Here is a 15075-nt window from a genome sequence, read left to right as displayed (position 1 = left end):
GGCGTGAGCCCTCCCACATCGTATCGTGTGCCCTATTGCACACATTTAACGGGCGCCCCGGTTGGAGCACCCGTCATTACCTAAAGAAATCGCTACTCAGCGATGGTGACGCCCATGGAACGGGCGGTACCGGCGATGATCTTCTTGGCGGCGTCAATGTCGTTGGCATTGAGGTCCGGCATCTTGATCTCGGCGATCTTGGTGAGCTGCTCCTGGGAGAGCTGGCCAACCTTGTCGGCCTGGGGCTTAGCGGAACCAGACTTGAGGTTCAGCTCCTTCTTGATGAGGTGAGCCGCCGGCGGGGTCTTGGTGATGAAGGAGAAGGACTTATCCTCGTAGACAGAAATCTCAACGGGGATGATGTCGCCCTTCTTGTCCTGCGTCTCGGCGTTAAAGGCCTGGCAGAACTGCATGATGTTCACGCCAGCAGCGCCCAGGGCGGGGCCGACGGGAGGAGCGGGGTTAGCTGCACCAGCAGGAATCTGGAGCTTAATGACGTTGGCAACCTTCTTCTCAGCCATGGTCATTCCTTTCAAATCACGAGTGTGAAGTAGTACTTGCTATATCGTAAGCACGCACGTGTTAGAAGCACTCCTGAGATGAGCAGTCACAGAAGAAGCACGCTCGCGCGAACGGACAAAACTTAAGCGATGACAGCGACCTGGTTAAAGTCGAGCTCGACCGGCGTCTCGCGGCCAAAGATCATCAGCGTGACCTTGAGCTTGCCTGCCTCGGTGTTAACCTCGGAGACCTTGCCATCAAAGTCGGTAAGCGGGCCATCGGTAACGCGGACGGACGTGCCGACCTCAATATCAACCGACGTACGCTTGGGCGAATCGCCCTTACCGGGACGACGAGTCATCTTATTGTACTCGTCGCGGGAAAGCGGAGCGGGCTTGCCGTTGCCGCCCAGGAAACCGGTGACACCGGGCGTGTTACGAACACACGTCCAGGCATCGTCATCCATCTCCATGCGAACCAGGACATAACCCGGGAAGATCTTAGAATCCTTGGTCTCGCGCTTGCCACCCTCTTTGATCTCGGTGACGCGCTCCATAGGAATCTCGATATCAAAGATACGGTCCTGCATGCCCATGGTCTCGATGCGATGCTCGAGATCGGACTTAACACGGTTCTCGTATCCAGAGTAAGTGTGAACGACGTACCAACGCTTAGACATGGTTTAGCCCCTCAATCCGGAGAACAGAGCAAGAGCCTCGCCAAAGCCAGCATCGAGCAGAGCGATGACGACGCCGACAACGACCAGAGAAGCGCAAACGACGACCGAGTAGTTCACGAGCTCCTTCTTGTCGGGCCACGTGACACGCTTCATCTCGGACTTCACCGAAGCGAAATACTTCTTGGTACGGGCGAAGAAACCAGGCTTCTCGTTCTTCTTAGACTTCGCAGCCTTCTCGCTCTTCTTGGCAACGGCCTTCTTGGCCTCAACCTTGGAGTTGGCGGCAGCTTTGTTGGCAGGCGCCTGCTGCTGTGCCTTCTTCTTGTTCTTCTTGTTGGCCATTTGGGTTACCTCCGCGCAATGCGCTTTTACATGAGTAAACCGTAAGCCCCCAAATGGGAGCTTACGGAATAATGACTGGCACGCCAGGAAGGACTCGAACCCTCAACACTCGGTTTTGGAGACCGATGCTCTACCAATTGAACTACTGGCGTATGTAACTAGAGACTAGCGAGTCTCTTTGTGCAGCGTGTGGTGACGGCACCAGGGGCAATACTTCTTGATCTCCATACGATCAGGCATGTTCGCCTTGTTCTTGGTGGTCGTATAGTTGCGGCGCTTGCACTCAGTGCACGCAAGAGTAACTAGAGTACGCATGTATCCTGAACCTTTCATATCCGCCCCGTACGGGCACGAGATGGTACTTTATCAGCTCTGTGTAAGTGCTGTCAATGAAAACCTCGAATCAATTGGTTCTCGCTGGATCCATTCATATTTGGAACACATCAATGAAGCCAGCGAGATCTAATCGATCCCTCACGCTCGGCTTAAGGGCGAGCGAAGCGTAATCGGCGGGGAATAAGTCCCGCGTAGAAAAGAACCCGGCACCCTATAAGTGCCGGGTTCTCTCTAAGTCAGCTATATCAAAGAGCTAATTTACTCAATGATCGTGGAGACGATGCCCGAACCGACGGTGTGGCCACCCTCGCGGATAGCGAAGCGCAGGCCCTCCTCCATGGCGATCGGGTGAATGAGGTCGCCCTCGATGGTGATGTGGTCACCAGGCATAGCCATCTCGGTGCCCTCGGGGAGCTTGACCGTACCGGTAACGTCGGTGGTACGGAAGTAGAACTGAGGACGATAACCATCGAAGAACGGGGTGTGACGGCCGCCCTCCTCCTTGGTCAGAACGTAGATCTCGCCGGTGAACTTGGTGTGCGGGGTAACCGAACCGGGCTTGCAGAGAACCTGGCCGCGCTCGATGTCCTCGCGCTTGATGCCGCGGAGCAGCAGACCGACGTTGTCGCCAGCCTCGCAGAAGTCCATGGACTTACGGAACATCTCGATACCGGTAACGACAGTGTTCTGGGTATCCTTGATGCCGACAATCTCGACGGGCTCGTTGAGCTTGAGCTCACCGCGCTCGACACGGCCGGTAGCAACGGTACCACGGCCGGAGATGGTCATAACGTCCTCAACGGCCATCAGGAACGGGAGGTCGTTGTTACGAGCAGGCGTCGGGATGTACTCGTCGACGGCCTTCATGAGCTCGCGAATGGCGTCCATCCACTTGGCGTCGCCCTCGAGAGCGCCCAGAGCGGAACCACGGATGACGGGGATGTCGTCGCCGGGGAAATCGTACTCGGAGAGGAGCTCACGGGTCTCCATCTCGACGAGGTCGATGAGCTCGTCATCGTCGACCATGTCGCACTTGTTCAGGAAGACGACGATGTAGGGAACGCCGACCTGACGGGCGAGCAGGATGTGCTCGCGGGTCTGAGCCATGGGGCCGTCGGTAGCAGCGATGACCAGAATAGCGCCGTCCATCTGAGCAGCACCGGAGATCATGTTCTTGACGTAGTCAGCGTGGCCCGGGCAGTCAACGTGAGCGTAGTGACGGGCAGCAGTCTCGTACTCAACGTGGGAGACGGAGATCGTGATGCCGCGCTCGCGCTCCTCGGGAGCCTTGTCGATGTTCTCGAACGCAGTGAAGTCAGCCTTGCAGCCCTCGGTCTCGGAGAGAACCTTGGTGATGGCGGCGGTCAGCGTGGTCTTGCCGTGGTCGACGTGACCAATGGTGCCGATGTTAACATGCGGCTTAGTGCGCTCAAACTTCTCTTTGGCCATAAAGCCCTCCTCTTAACAGGTCGTCCCCGGACGGGACTTTGCCTTTATACCATAGTGGCCTCTCAACATACTATTGAGAAGCCACCGTGTTACCTATGGTAGCGGTGACTGGATTCGAACCAGTGACGCCACGGGTATGAACCGTGTGCTCTAACCAACTGAGCTACACCGCCGGATGGAGCCTGCAACCAGACTTGAACTGGTGACCTCTTCGTTACCAACGAAGTGCTCTACCGACTGAGCTATACAGGCACTTGACGGGTGGGAGCTATAGGATTCGAACCTATGTAGGCAGAGCCAACGGGTTTACAGCCCGTCCCCATTAACCACTCGGGCAAACTCCCAATCGTTCAAGTATCCGCAGGTTCTTTGGTCTTTTGGACCGCCGCCCCCGCGAACGAAAAAGATAATACGATGCAACCTTGGGGGCTGTCAACGAAAACCTCTAGATACACGGTGCCGGGCGTATCTATATACCTTTGACCTGCGTTTTTGCTGAGTTTGGATATGAAGGACGGTGGATTTGGCTGCGCTGGTGACATTTCCCGAGGGAACACTTTGGCATAGTGGAGTACGCCTACAGCATCGACCTTCGATAACGACCCTCTTGCACTGTTACATAGGTCACGATCGGGCTTCCACGACACGATCGAGCGTGGATAATCTCCCACTTTTAGCGCGGCCCTAAGGCCAAAGCGGCAGATTATCCACGCTCATTCTCCAGGCGGGAGAACTAAAGAGCCGCAACTACTCGGGCCAGGCCAAAGTAGACCCATAGAGCGGCTCCCCCTTGGTGCAGGGGTAGCGACTCAAGTAACACGACGATAGCAAGTCGAATAAATAAGTTATGGCGTATTTCGAATAAACGCCGAGTCGGTCAATTCCGTTTCCCGCATTACCAAGACGATATACACGGTCAAAAGACCTCGATTTGTCATCGTTGCTAAACGCAGTAATTAGAATCTTCCTGCCCGAACGGCAATCAAGATACTCACGCGCCTGTGACGCAAATAGCCCGGAGACCGATACGAGAATTATCAATGACTGCGAAGCGTCTCCCATGTTTTTCAATTCCGCGACGTTAGCCCCAGCAACTATGCGAACTATCTTGCCCGCATAAAACATTTCCTGCTGAAATCGTACGAGATTGGCGCTCACATTATTGGTGCACCAGATTTCAACGTTTTTATGGCCATCAATTTCGTCGGCAAGGTGCTTAATAGCGATATCGGACACGCCGCTTTCAACCTCAGCGAACATCTCGATCATGCGAACGTCGAGCTCTGCCCTGTACTCCTCGTAGCCATATTCCTCCTCTCGATGGCTTAAGTCGCTTGGAAAAACTGATTGAGTAAATGATTCTTTCAAATCGCTAAGAGACTGGTAGCCCAATCGATTGCAGAAACGACGAACAGCGGAACGGGTCACGAATGCATCGCGGGTTATTGCGGCAACATTGATTTCGCTCGAACGCCTAATGTGAGCGATGAGATATCGAGCGATGGCGGCATCGTTTGACCCAAACTCGCTGTTGATGATGGAGCTAATGCGATTGAGCACATCGAAGTCATTGATATTCACGTGATCCCTCTTTCCGCCCTCCTCGATATTATGGTTCATTTATTGAATCAAACAGCTTTGGTCGTTCTCCTATGATTCAAATCAGTTGACGTCATCTTAATCGTAATTCCGTCACACGTATCCACCGTGTTGAATGATGGAAAGGGGATTCATGGGCAACGTGAACAACATGCCGTTTCTCTGGGGTTCCGCCACGGCGTCTTATCAGTGCGAGGGTGCCTGGAACGAAGACGGCAAAGGCCTCGGCGAGTGGGATTTCTTTAACCACACAAGCAATAAGAACATCAACCATGTTGACGGTGATGTATCTTGCGACTTCTACCATCGCTATGAAGAAGATATCCGCATGATGAAAGAAGGCGGACAAAACACCTATCGCTTCTCTCTTTCATGGAGTCGAATCATCCCCACGGGTATCGGCGAAGTGAATGAAGAGGGTATCGATTTTTATAATCGAGTCATTGATTGCTGCCTCGAAAATGGCATAGAGCCCAACGTTACGCTGTTCCATTACGATCTGCCATTCACGCTTGCTTGCAAAGGCGGATGGCTGAACAACGACATGGCAGAGTGGTTCTGCAAATACGCCGAGATTTGCTTTGAGCGCTTTGGAGACCGCGTCAAAATCTGGGCTACCGTTAACGAGCCGCATTTCTACAGCTACTGCGTAAACATGTTGGGCAACTATCCCCCCAATCGATCGCTCGACGTTCAGTCGTACATGCAGTTTCAATACAACCTGATGCGCGCAAGCGCGCTCGCAGTCCGAGCATATCGTCAAATGGGCTACGACGGCATCATCGGCGCCGTCCACGATGGCGGCGTTGTCGAACTCGACCCGGCAACCGAGCACCCCGATGACGTATTTCGATACGCAGACTTTTTCGCCAATCGCATGATTCTGGCACCAGCGCTTCAGGGTCAACTGCCGCCAGAAATGGACGAAATCCTTGAAAAACTTGGCGTCTCGCTCTATCGATCCCCAAATGACGTAGAAGAATTCAGAGACGGTAAAGTCGATTTTATTGGACTCAACGTGTATTGCCGAGAGTATGTAACCGACTGGCACGGTGGAGAGCTTGCCGTTTCGGCGAACAATAAGGGCGGTTCGAGCAAAAAGGTCGAAGGAAAATGTATTGCGCCCTTGTTTGAAAGCGCCCGCGACAGCAATGTTCCCCGCAATAAATGGGGCCGCGAAATACTCCCAAGTTGCATGTATTCAACCATCATGGATGTCCACGAGCGCTATGACGCGCCCCGCATCTTTATTACGGAAAACGGACATGGCGCCTATGAGCAACCAGACGCAGACGGAATGATCCACGATGATGACCGCATCGAGCTTCTGGGCCAGTTCATCGAGCACATGATGAGGGCTAAGCGCGACGGCGCGCGCGTTGAGGGCTACTACCTCTGGTCGACGATGGATCTGTATAGCTGGATCAACGGCTACGAAAAACGATACGGACTTGTCCATATCGACTTCGAGAACAATCTGGAGCGCACCCCCAAAAAGAGCTGGTATTGGTACCGAGACCTTATCTCGAAGTATCAGGAGCAGGAAGGTTAGGAGAAAGAGATGAAATATCAGGCAATGTCCGAAACAGTCCTAAAGGCTGTTGGCGGCAAAGAAAACATTACATCGGTAACTCATTGTGCGACGCGCCTTCGCATCGACGCACGAGACACCTCGATCATCGATCTCCAGCTCGCCAAATCGGCCGACCAGGCGCTCGGGGCAGTAGTCAGCGGTGGCCAGCTTCAGGTGATCATCGGCCCCAACGTCACCGAGGCTTACAACGACTTCCTCGACTTCGCGGGAATCGAAGTCGGCGGTGGCACGGTTGCCGACGATGCCCAAACCGCCAAAGACCTTGCAGAAGGCATTAAAAGCGGTAACACCGCCATGGGCTTGATTGAGAAATTCGGGAACGTCTCTGCACAGGTATTCATGCCCATCGTCCCGGCGCTCATCGTTGGCGGACTCATTCTTTCGATCAAGAATCTCCTGGTCAATTATTGCGGATTGAGCACCGATAGCGGAACCGCCCAGGTCCTGTTGGCGATCTTTAGCGCTTCGTTTAGCTTCTTACCCGTTTATCTTGGTTATCAGCTCGCGGCCGTCATGAAGATGCAGCCCATCATGGGCGCATTGCTGGGCGCGATCATGATCAGCTCGTCCATTAGCGGTGCCGAGGGTCTCGACTTTCTTGGTATTCCCATCCCGACGAACGACTATTCGAGTACGGTAGTGCCCATCGTACTGGGCGTTGTATTCATGTACTTTGTCGACCGCGGCCTTCAGAAGATCATTCCCGACGTTACCAAACTGTTCTTGAAGCCGCTGCTCACCATGATCATCGTCGTGCCCGTCGAGCTTATTATCCTTGGCCCCGCCGGCAGCATGATGGGCTACGCGCTGAGCGATGCCGTCACGTGGCTTATGGACAACGTGGCATTTATCGCTACTCCGATCCTGGCAGCCCTTAACCCCTATTTCGTCATGCTCGGTCTCGATAAGGCTTACATCGCAATCGAAGTTACGAGCCTGGCGCAGCTCGGTTGGGCACCCATTATCTTTGGATTCATCTCGAACCTCTGCATTGGCGGCACGAGCCTCGCCCTGGCAACTGCCATGAAGGGAAACAAAGAGAAGAGGGGTATGGTCACCACGGTTGCCGTCACCGCACTCTGTGGCGTAACCGAGCCCGCGTTCTACGGTTGCCTCATCGAGCGTCCCCGCCTGCTTGTCGGCACGGCAATCGGCGCGCTCTGCGCTGGACTCCCTGCAGGCATCTTTGTTCTGAAAGAGTATGTTGCGGGAGCATGCCCCGGCCTTCTTTCGGCACTCATCTTTATCGCTCCCGATGGGTCCATGGGTAACTTCGTGCTGGCATGCGTTGTCGCCATCATCGCCATCGTCGTCTCCTTCATCGCTGCACGCGTGATCATCAAGAAGAACCCCAGCTATATTGAGTAGATGCCCGCTGTTTGCATTGGGGACATCCTCGGCAGACCATTAGCAAGAACCCAAGAAGTTCCTTAGGAGCTCGATTAATCCATTCGGATTCCTGAGGCACAAACGACCCCGATTCCACAATGAAATCGGGGTCGTTGTTTCTAAAGCCGTCGATAGACAATCGTTGTTTACCTTAGCTCCCTATCCAAGTTAATTATCCACGCTCGTTCTCCGGTCGGGAGATTTTCTTCGCTCGCGTATCCAGAAATCCACGCTCGAGCAGGACATCCAGATCCGCGCCCGCCCTTGTCTCGATCTGTAACAGCAAGAGGCCTATTCCGCTTCTACATGTTACAGATCAAGATATTCCTAAAACACCCTAAGTTTCATCTCAATCTGTAACAGTTAGATGCCGAATATCGGTCTTGGTGTTACAGATTTAGACAAACTGGAGGACGAGACAAACCAAAAACGGGATGGACGCTAACCCGATGGCGCACCACCTAAATAGAAACGGGCCCTGTCCCATATAGAGACAGAGCCCGAAACTCTCATGGAGCCAGTGACAGGAATCGAACCCGCAACCCACTGATTACATCGGTTTCCTTATCGTTTATTAACGTTCATCTGCGACTATGCCGACCGTGACCTCGAGCTTTTCTTTCATCTTCCGCCTATAGTCTCACTTGAGACGTCTCCGAAACAGTCAAATTGCACAGTCATTGCACACGTGATTGCACACGGAGGAACAATGGAAGAGAAATACGCTACTTCATCTATATATAAGTACATGGACGATCGCTGGCGCGCGCAGTTCCCCTACTTCGAGGACGGCGCCTGGCATAAGAAAACTCGGCTTCTTGAACATCGAGGCCGCGATAAAGGTCGTAGCCATAAGCATCGAGACGCGGCCATGGTGGAAGCTGAGGTCGTTCGCGCCCGCCTAGATGCAGAAGCGGAAGCCGAAGCGAGTAGGCCGGCAGAATCGATTTCAGTTGCCGAACTAGTGTCTACCTATATAACAATGGAGTGCGCCGACATCGCGCGCTCCACCGCGACCGGCTATTCAGGCATGCTCCGCCGAAACATCGAACCATATATCGGCAGCATTCCCCTGGAGGACCTAACTGAAGAAGACGTCCAGGAATGGGTCAACGCAATGGCGAAGAAGCACGCAAGGTCAACTGCGTGCAATTCCCTAAGGCTGCTGCGGGGCTCATTGAAATACGGACTGAGGAAAAAGCTGGTTTCAGAAAATGTAGCCGCATGGGCAAAGGTCCCTAAGAACGAGGATGCCGATTACGGACGGCCGAATTCACTTACCGACAAGGAAAGGGCCCGCGTCCTAAACACCCTCAACGCATCCATTGATGTCCCAACAATACTGGCGGCCAAGATCTCCCTGTATACAGGACTCCGTCGAGGCGAACTTTGCGCCCTGAAGTGGAAATGCGTCGACTTTTCCCAATCCTCAATTCGTGTGGAAGCCGCAATCGGGCATACCGACACCGAGTTCTACATCAAAGGACCCAAAAGTGTCAGTAGTAGACGGGCGATTCCAAATTGTCCAGAGGATCTCATGCGCGACCTAGCCGCGCGCAAGCGAGACATGAAAGAAGAATGCATCAGACTCGGGATTGAGTTCAGCGAGGAAATGTTCGTACTGGGATTTCCCGACGGCTCGTTCCTTAAGCCTCCCAGGATTAACGGTGCCTGGCGTGCGCTCTCTAAGGCGCTGAACCTTCATGGAGTATTAAACAGGAACACGGTAACCTTCCATGACCTAAGGCACAGCTTCGCAACATATGCCGTCGCCAACGGCGTAGACCCGAAAACACTCGCAAGTTTGATGGGCCACTCCAAAGCCTCCATGACCCTAGACAGATACGCAAGCGCCGACCCGAAAGCAACCGCATCGGCAATGGACGCTCTCGGACGCCTTTACAAGAGCGCCTCATAGCTTACGAAAACTGAATTGGACCTAACCGAAGGCCGCGATACCACATCGCGGCCTTTTCCATGCCTTTCCAGAGCAAGTCATTTCAGTCTATCGGGTCCATATCGTCCGCCGCGACCGTAGTTTTGAGACCGCCTTCCAAGACAGTTCAGACTTGAACTCAAAGAGACGACAGCAAACAGAAGGAGGTCGAAATGGAAGTTGAGAACAAGCGCATCACTCTTGATGCCTTTCGTACGATGCCGGATATCGTTGACCCGATGCCGGTCGCACGCCTGCTCGGCATCAGCGATCGCTCCGTCTACAGGCTCTGCCAGAACGGAACATTCAAAGCCGTGAAGTGCGGGAAGCTGTGGCGCATCAATCGCGACAGCGTTCTTAGCTACATCGGCGTCAACTGAATGTAGTGAACGCCGGCTAAGACCAACTGAGCCCGGAGCAAACATGGGTATTAACAAATTCAACGCCGGACCCATTGAAATAATTGCAGAGTTGATTGATTTCGATGCCGTCCAAATCAAAAACGAGCACATCGCATATACGCCCTTGCCGGCGGCCAAAGCGCCAAAAGGCTATCCGATTACATACACGGAAGACGAATAGACGCCACAGGGGGCCAAACGGCCCCCTGTTTTATGAGGAGACCCTATGGCCGAAACCAAAACCATCAGCGTAAAAATCGACCACAAGCTCTACACCGCCCTCAAGACGCGGGCGGAGCTCGACGAGTCCAACGTCAGCGACGAGATCCGCTCGCTCCTGCGCTCGGCGCTCGCCGCGGAGGGGCTCGACCTCTACGGCAACGAGGTCGCAGATTTCATCCGCGGCGTCGTCGACGCGCGGATGGACGTCGCCGCACTCGACATCGAGCGCAAGCTCGACGCCGCCGAGGACCGCATCGCCGCGGTCCTCTCGCGGCCCATGACCGCCGCCATCATGGCCGGCCTCATGTCGGCCGACGTCCTCAAGGCCTCCTACGCCTCGCTCGACGACGTCCCCGTCGCGGACATCTGGAAGAACTACCTCGCGCAGGCCGGCGAGCTCAGCCGCGCCGGACTCGGCCGAATCGACGAGGTGAAGCTCCACGCGCGCGAGCGCGCCGATGGCTAGCCCGCCCGTCATCGTCAACCACTCCGTCGTCCGCGCGGGGGCGTCCACGAGGGCGTCCGCCGCGGGCCTGGCGGCATACGCCGGCACCCGCCGCGGCGTCGTCATCGAGGTCAGCGAGGCCGACGGCAGGAGACTCGGCGTGGACGGCCTGGCCGCCTACGCCGCGAACAGGACCGGCTCGACGGGCGGCCTCTGGGGCGCGGACGGCCCGGTCCCCGTGGCGGAGGCCAGGCGCGCCATCGCCCAAAACGGCGGCGCGGTGCTCACCACCGTCGTCACGGTCCCGAACGAAATCGCCCCAGGCGCCGGCCTCGACCGCCTGGACGCCTGGCAGGCCCTGGTGCGCTCCGAGTGGCCGAGGCTCTTCTCCGAGATGACCGGCGTGCCCGAGAGCCGCGTGGAGTTCTACGCGGCCATGCACGTCAACGGCACGAGCCACCACGTCCACATCCTCACGGTCGACCGCAAGGGCGGCTGGGACTCCCTGCTGCCCAGGGGGAAGATGGAGGCGGCCAGGCTCGAGATCTCCTCGAAGGCCATGGCGCCGCTGCTGCGGGAAGCGTACATCGAGCGCGACCTCGCGAGGAAGGCGGCCCTGGAAGCAGTTGCGCGAATCGACCGCGGAAAGCTCGACATCGGCCTGCCGCCGAACGGAAGAATCGAGGCCGCCCACCTCAGGCGTTTCCACCCGGAGGCCTCCGCCGCGTTGAGGGAGGCCCTCGACCGGGCGGCGTCCGACTCCCCCGCACTCGCCGGCGCACTGGAGCGCCACAGGAAGGCGGTCGAGAGGTGCGCCGACCTCAAGTGCCTGACCGGTGAGGCGCGGGATGTCTACGTCCGCAAGGCAGCTGCCGACCTCGGCCTCCGGTGCGAGAACGCGGCGCTTCGGGTCATAGTCCCAGACAGAACGCCGGCTCGCGAGGAGGTGCCGACACGACGCGCCGCGCCCCAAACCGGCCCCGCGACGGAGAGGCGGCGGGAAGCCGGACTCACCACCGAGGCCCGGGCCTGCATCCCGAAGACGCGCCTCGAAAGGCTCGCGCGAAAGGCCGCTCGCGGCCGGACCCTCGAGCCGGCAGACCTCAGGGGGTGTCCCACGGCGGACCGGGCATTCAGGCGCGCCCCGTCGGCAGGCACCGCCCTAGGGCGCGCCGCCGCGATGGCGACCCTGGTCGCCAGGGAGGCCACACGGGACGCCAGAGGACGCGACATGGGAGACGAGGCCGGCGAGAGGGCGCTGAGACTCATCGCCGCGACCCTGAGGGCACTCGCCTCCGGCGGCACCGGGCCGTCGAGCGCCCCCGCGCTGAAGATAGCGAACAGGATAGAGAGGACGATCACGAGATGAAACCGAAATCCTTCAACCGCGACATGAAAAGGGAGCTCGCCGGCACGCTCGCGGCCCACGGCGTCGCCGCCGTCATAGCTTGCGCCGCGGCCGCCAGCGCCTGGGACTACGCCAGGTGGTGGACCCTATCCCTCATCTCGGGCCTCTCCGTCCTGCTGCGGCTGCCCACGGCCGACCCGGGCCCCGAGCCCGCCTACGTCTTCCGCGGCCCCCTCGAGGCGGCCGCCGACGCGGCGGCGTCGGGCCAGGCGGGCGAGCTGCTCGCGGCGCTCGCCCTCGTCGCGGCCTCCGTCCTCGCGCTCGGATTCGTTTCTTGGGGCCGTTCATGGGCGAGGCTCCACGACGGGACGTTCGCCGGCGATCGCGCGCCCACGCGCACGCACGGGGACGCTTGGCTCGAGTCGAGGCCCTCCAGGGTCGCGAGGCGCTGCCCTCCCTGGGACGGGAAGGCCGCCGCGGAGGGGCTCGTGGCGGCCGGCTGCATCGGCGGTGGGATCGCGATGGTCCCCGCCGTCCACTGCCTCATAAGGGCGGGCAGCGGCGCGGGCAAGACGAGGAGGTCCCTCGCGATCAGCGTGGCCGCGGCAATCGACCGCAACGCCCACGGGATCCCGACGTCCGTCATCGTCCACGACCCGAAATCCGAGATTCGCGCATGGACCGAGCCGCTCGCCAGGAGGGCCGGGATGGAGGTCGTCGCCATCCGGCTCGACGAGCCCGTCAAGTCGGCGAGGTTCAACCCCCTCGACCGCGCCATCGCGGCACTCGGGATCGAGGGCGTCGCAGGTGCCGTGGCCGAGCTCCGCGAGCTGTCGGCGGCCATCGTGCCCGACGCCTTCTCCTCCGGCCAGAGGTTCTTCACGGACGCCAGCCGCAACCTCATCACCGGCCTCTGCCTCCTCGCGATCACGGACGGGCGGATCCCCATCGAGGCGCGAAACCTCTCGACCGTTCTCGCGCTCCTCGAGCCCAGGGGCGGCAAGAGCGCCGTCAAGTCGCTCGAGGAGCTCGCCGCGGACCTGCCGGCGGGAAACCCGGCGCGCCAGTTCCTCCTCGTCGCCTCGTCGAACGGCGGCGGGGGCGAGGCCCTCGTCTCCACCGCGCGCAACTACCTCATGTCCTTCTGCGACGACGACGTCAGCCGCATGCTCCGGGACGGCGAGGTCGACCTCGCATCGGTCGGGCGCAGGCCCACCATCCTCTACATCGCCAGCGCGACGGACCGCGGCGACCGCGGCGCGCTCGTCTCGTGCATATTCTCGCAGGCGCTGTCGGCGCTGCGCGAGACCGCGCGCCTGTCAGGCGGCAGGCTGCCGGCGGAGACCCTGCTCGCCATCGACGAGGGGTCCGGGATCCCCAAGATCCCCCGCCTCCTCGGCGACCTCGCAGAGGTCCGCAGCATCGGGCTGCACGTCGTCTTCGTGCTCCAGAACACCCATCTGCTCGAGGCGCGGTGCGGCTACTCCAGGGCGGAGTCGGACGCGCTGCTGGCGCTGCTCGGCACCCAGGTCGTCCTCTCGGTGGAGTCCGTCGGCGAGGCGGAGGAGATCAGCAAGCGCCTCGGCGACTACAGCGTGAGGACGACCGGGCAGAGCTCGACCAAGGGGACGCAGAGCTCCTCGTCCGGCAAGTCGTTCTCCGTGGCGCGCCGCCCGCTGATCACCCCGTCGGAGCTCATGGCCTGGAGCGCGCGCGAGAACGGCGCGCTCGTGATCGACGCGGAGGGCCCGATGGCGCTCGCCAGCCGCGACATCACCGAGACGTTCCTGGGGCCGCTGCTGGGCATGACGTCGCCGGAGGCCGAGGGCGCGCTGCTCGCGCGGGCGCTCGAGGGGGAGGTCCGGAACACCTCCCCGGCACCGGTGTGGCGCATCCCGGATAAGCCGAAAAAGCCCAAGGGGTCGCCGTCCGGCGGCAGGAAGCGCAAGGTATCCGCCGCGCCCGACGGGTTCTGATGCGTCATACGGCCCTGCCTGCGAAAACGGCCCGCCGTCATACGGTGCGCGAGGCGCGTATGACGGCGGGCCGTGGCGGTCTTTCGGTTTATCTTTCCACGCTACCAGCGGAAACGAACTCGGCACGCCGAGTTGCGCCGCAAAATCCCGGGCGCCCGTAGTGCGCCCTTATCCTGCTCATAAGGACCGGCTATCCCTTACCTGTGACACAATCTCAAACGCACAGAACAGAATCATCAGTCCAATCATCGCATAAGAGGCAGCCGAACCTTCAAGCACTATTCCACAAAGAACAATCTCCGCGCCGCCAATAAGAACTGTTATCAGGCGCTCTGCCTTTTTGCTCTCGCCGCTCGCATAAAAAGGCGGCAAAGCGCACAAGATCACATATAGCCCGGGAAGGGAATACAGGATCGATAGTCCAAGCCCCCCATCAACCGCAGTGTTTTGCGTAAGAATCAACTGAACCCAAACGGCAATTATCACTGAGCAGGTTGTCGATAAAAGAAGACTAGAAATATAGCACGCAACAAAGTCCCGTCGCATTCGAACAGAGAAATCCGCGAACTCTCTTCGCCGCGTGGAAACAATAAGGTACACAGAAATTGCAATAGAACCAATCAGAGAAAACAGCGGAACAACCAGCAATTCAAGCTTATTACCCCATCGATCAACCACACCCCCACTCCAATGAGCGGGAATTGTATCAGGGAGGACTGACCAAGCCGCCCATAGAATCAGAAATGGAAGAATAGAGAGGATGAAAGATGATAACACTGCAGTAATTTTTTTTGAGGCTCTCATCGATTCCGCATCTCCTTGCGCGCCCACATTCCACTCCGCCTTAAATCAAGTATA

General features: G+C 58.1%; 15 protein-coding genes and 4 tRNA genes. 8 read left to right on the top strand and 11 right to left on the bottom strand.

What is annotated here, in order from left to right:
- Positions 1 to 92: 92 nt before the first annotated feature.
- From rplK to DW823_RS00045, 10 genes are all read right to left on the bottom strand, one after another.
- Complete coding sequence (gene rplK, locus DW823_RS00090) at positions 93 to 521, bottom strand: 50S ribosomal protein L11 (protein WP_022093893.1); 429 nt, start codon at positions 519 to 521, stop codon at positions 93 to 95.
- Positions 522 to 643: 122 nt separating this feature from the next.
- Positions 644 to 1180: a transcription termination/antitermination protein NusG gene (gene nusG / locus DW823_RS00085; RefSeq protein ID WP_099432095.1), complete on the bottom strand. Its 537-nt coding sequence runs from the start codon at positions 1178 to 1180 to the stop codon at positions 644 to 646.
- Between the two features lie 3 nt (positions 1181 to 1183).
- Positions 1184 to 1522 (bottom strand): preprotein translocase subunit SecE, encoded by a 339-nt coding sequence (gene secE, locus DW823_RS00080; RefSeq protein ID WP_118079333.1) that lies wholly within the window; start codon positions 1520 to 1522, stop codon positions 1184 to 1186.
- Between the two features lie 76 nt (positions 1523 to 1598).
- Positions 1599 to 1674, bottom strand: a tRNA-Trp gene (locus tag DW823_RS00075).
- A gap of 13 nt (positions 1675 to 1687) precedes the next feature.
- Complete coding sequence (gene rpmG / locus DW823_RS00070; protein ID WP_102372646.1) at positions 1688 to 1837, bottom strand: 50S ribosomal protein L33; 150 nt, start codon at positions 1835 to 1837, stop codon at positions 1688 to 1690.
- A gap of 279 nt (positions 1838 to 2116) precedes the next feature.
- Positions 2117 to 3307 carry an elongation factor Tu gene (tuf, locus tag DW823_RS00065; RefSeq protein WP_035137538.1) on the bottom strand — a complete coding sequence of 397 codons (1191 nt, stop codon included), beginning with the start codon at positions 3305 to 3307 and terminating at the stop codon, positions 2117 to 2119.
- A 96-nt stretch (positions 3308 to 3403) separates the two neighbouring features.
- Positions 3404 to 3480 (bottom strand) — tRNA-Met (locus DW823_RS00060).
- A 3-nt stretch (positions 3481 to 3483) separates the two neighbouring features.
- Positions 3484 to 3559, bottom strand: a tRNA-Thr gene (locus tag DW823_RS00055).
- A 10-nt stretch (positions 3560 to 3569) separates the two neighbouring features.
- Positions 3570 to 3651 (bottom strand) — tRNA-Tyr (locus DW823_RS00050).
- Between the two features lie 403 nt (positions 3652 to 4054).
- A complete protein-coding gene (locus DW823_RS00045) occupies positions 4055 to 4888 on the bottom strand; it encodes a MurR/RpiR family transcriptional regulator (RefSeq protein WP_158567231.1) in 834 nt (277 codons plus the stop codon).
- 151 nt (positions 4889 to 5039) lie between these two features.
- Between DW823_RS00045 and DW823_RS00040 the strand changes: the two genes are divergently transcribed.
- From DW823_RS00040 to DW823_RS00010, 8 genes are all read left to right on the top strand, one after another.
- On the top strand, positions 5040 to 6458 hold the full coding sequence (locus DW823_RS00040; RefSeq protein ID WP_118079329.1) for a glycoside hydrolase family 1 protein: 1419 nt from the start codon (positions 5040 to 5042) through the stop codon (positions 6456 to 6458).
- Positions 6459 to 6467: 9 nt separating this feature from the next.
- Positions 6468 to 7868: a PTS transporter subunit EIIC gene (locus DW823_RS00035; RefSeq protein ID WP_117646058.1), complete on the top strand. Its 1401-nt coding sequence runs from the start codon at positions 6468 to 6470 to the stop codon at positions 7866 to 7868.
- Between the two features lie 730 nt (positions 7869 to 8598).
- A complete protein-coding gene (locus DW823_RS00030) occupies positions 8599 to 9807 on the top strand; it encodes a site-specific integrase (RefSeq protein ID WP_118079327.1) in 1209 nt (402 codons plus the stop codon).
- 191 nt (positions 9808 to 9998) lie between these two features.
- Positions 9999 to 10205: a helix-turn-helix domain-containing protein gene (locus DW823_RS00025; RefSeq protein ID WP_118079326.1), complete on the top strand. Its 207-nt coding sequence runs from the start codon at positions 9999 to 10001 to the stop codon at positions 10203 to 10205.
- A 43-nt stretch (positions 10206 to 10248) separates the two neighbouring features.
- Entirely contained in the window at positions 10249 to 10407 is a 159-nt protein-coding gene (locus DW823_RS09750) for a hypothetical protein (RefSeq protein WP_158567230.1), read from the top strand.
- Between the two features lie 45 nt (positions 10408 to 10452).
- Positions 10453 to 10914: a hypothetical protein gene (locus tag DW823_RS00020; RefSeq protein WP_118079324.1), complete on the top strand. Its 462-nt coding sequence runs from the start codon at positions 10453 to 10455 to the stop codon at positions 10912 to 10914.
- Positions 10907 to 12262 (top strand): hypothetical protein, encoded by a 1356-nt coding sequence (locus DW823_RS00015; RefSeq protein WP_118079321.1) that lies wholly within the window; start codon positions 10907 to 10909, stop codon positions 12260 to 12262. The genes DW823_RS00020 and DW823_RS00015 overlap by 8 nt, the downstream gene beginning before the upstream one ends.
- Positions 12259 to 14217, top strand: a complete 1959-nt coding sequence (locus tag DW823_RS00010; protein ID WP_118079319.1) for a type IV secretory system conjugative DNA transfer family protein — start codon at positions 12259 to 12261, stop codon at positions 14215 to 14217. Before DW823_RS00015 ends, DW823_RS00010 begins: the two co-directional genes overlap by 4 nt.
- 177 nt (positions 14218 to 14394) lie before the next feature.
- On the opposite strand, the gene DW823_RS00005 is transcribed toward DW823_RS00010, so the two are convergent.
- Positions 14395 to 15021, bottom strand: coding sequence for a DUF1648 domain-containing protein (locus tag DW823_RS00005; RefSeq protein ID WP_055287380.1), 627 nt, complete (start codon positions 15019 to 15021; stop codon positions 14395 to 14397).
- Positions 15022 to 15075: the final 54 nt, after the last annotated feature.

Source organism: Collinsella sp. AM34-10, assembly GCF_003469185.1.
In the GTDB taxonomy this organism is placed as follows: Bacteria; Actinomycetota; Coriobacteriia; order Coriobacteriales; family Coriobacteriaceae; genus Collinsella.
This window is presented reverse-complemented; position numbering and strand designations above follow the sequence as displayed.

Excerpts from the sequence above, each read along its gene's own strand:
- secE (WP_118079333.1), bottom strand. The coding sequence starts at position 1,522 with ATGGCCAACAAGAAGAACAAGAAGAAGGCACAGCAGCAGGCGCCTGCC.
- DW823_RS00020 (WP_118079324.1), top strand. The coding sequence starts at position 10,453 with ATGGCCGAAACCAAAACCATCAGCGTAAAAATCGACCACAAGCTCTAC.
- DW823_RS00025 (WP_118079326.1), top strand. The coding sequence starts at position 9,999 with ATGGAAGTTGAGAACAAGCGCATCACTCTTGATGCCTTTCGTACGATG.
- rplK (WP_022093893.1), bottom strand. The coding sequence starts at position 521 with ATGGCTGAGAAGAAGGTTGCCAACGTCATTAAGCTCCAGATTCCTGCT.
- DW823_RS00040 (WP_118079329.1), top strand. The coding sequence starts at position 5,040 with ATGGGCAACGTGAACAACATGCCGTTTCTCTGGGGTTCCGCCACGGCG.
- DW823_RS09750 (WP_158567230.1), top strand. The coding sequence starts at position 10,249 with ATGGGTATTAACAAATTCAACGCCGGACCCATTGAAATAATTGCAGAG.
- DW823_RS00015 (WP_118079321.1), top strand. The coding sequence starts at position 10,907 with ATGGCTAGCCCGCCCGTCATCGTCAACCACTCCGTCGTCCGCGCGGGG.
- DW823_RS00035 (WP_117646058.1), top strand. The coding sequence starts at position 6,468 with ATGAAATATCAGGCAATGTCCGAAACAGTCCTAAAGGCTGTTGGCGGC.
- DW823_RS00030 (WP_118079327.1), top strand. The coding sequence starts at position 8,599 with ATGGAAGAGAAATACGCTACTTCATCTATATATAAGTACATGGACGAT.
- rpmG (WP_102372646.1), bottom strand. The coding sequence starts at position 1,837 with ATGCGTACTCTAGTTACTCTTGCGTGCACTGAGTGCAAGCGCCGCAAC.
- tuf (WP_035137538.1), bottom strand. The coding sequence starts at position 3,307 with ATGGCCAAAGAGAAGTTTGAGCGCACTAAGCCGCATGTTAACATCGGC.
- DW823_RS00010 (WP_118079319.1), top strand. The coding sequence starts at position 12,259 with ATGAAACCGAAATCCTTCAACCGCGACATGAAAAGGGAGCTCGCCGGC.
- nusG (WP_099432095.1), bottom strand. The coding sequence starts at position 1,180 with ATGTCTAAGCGTTGGTACGTCGTTCACACTTACTCTGGATACGAGAAC.
- DW823_RS00005 (WP_055287380.1), bottom strand. The coding sequence starts at position 15,021 with ATGAGAGCCTCAAAAAAAATTACTGCAGTGTTATCATCTTTCATCCTC.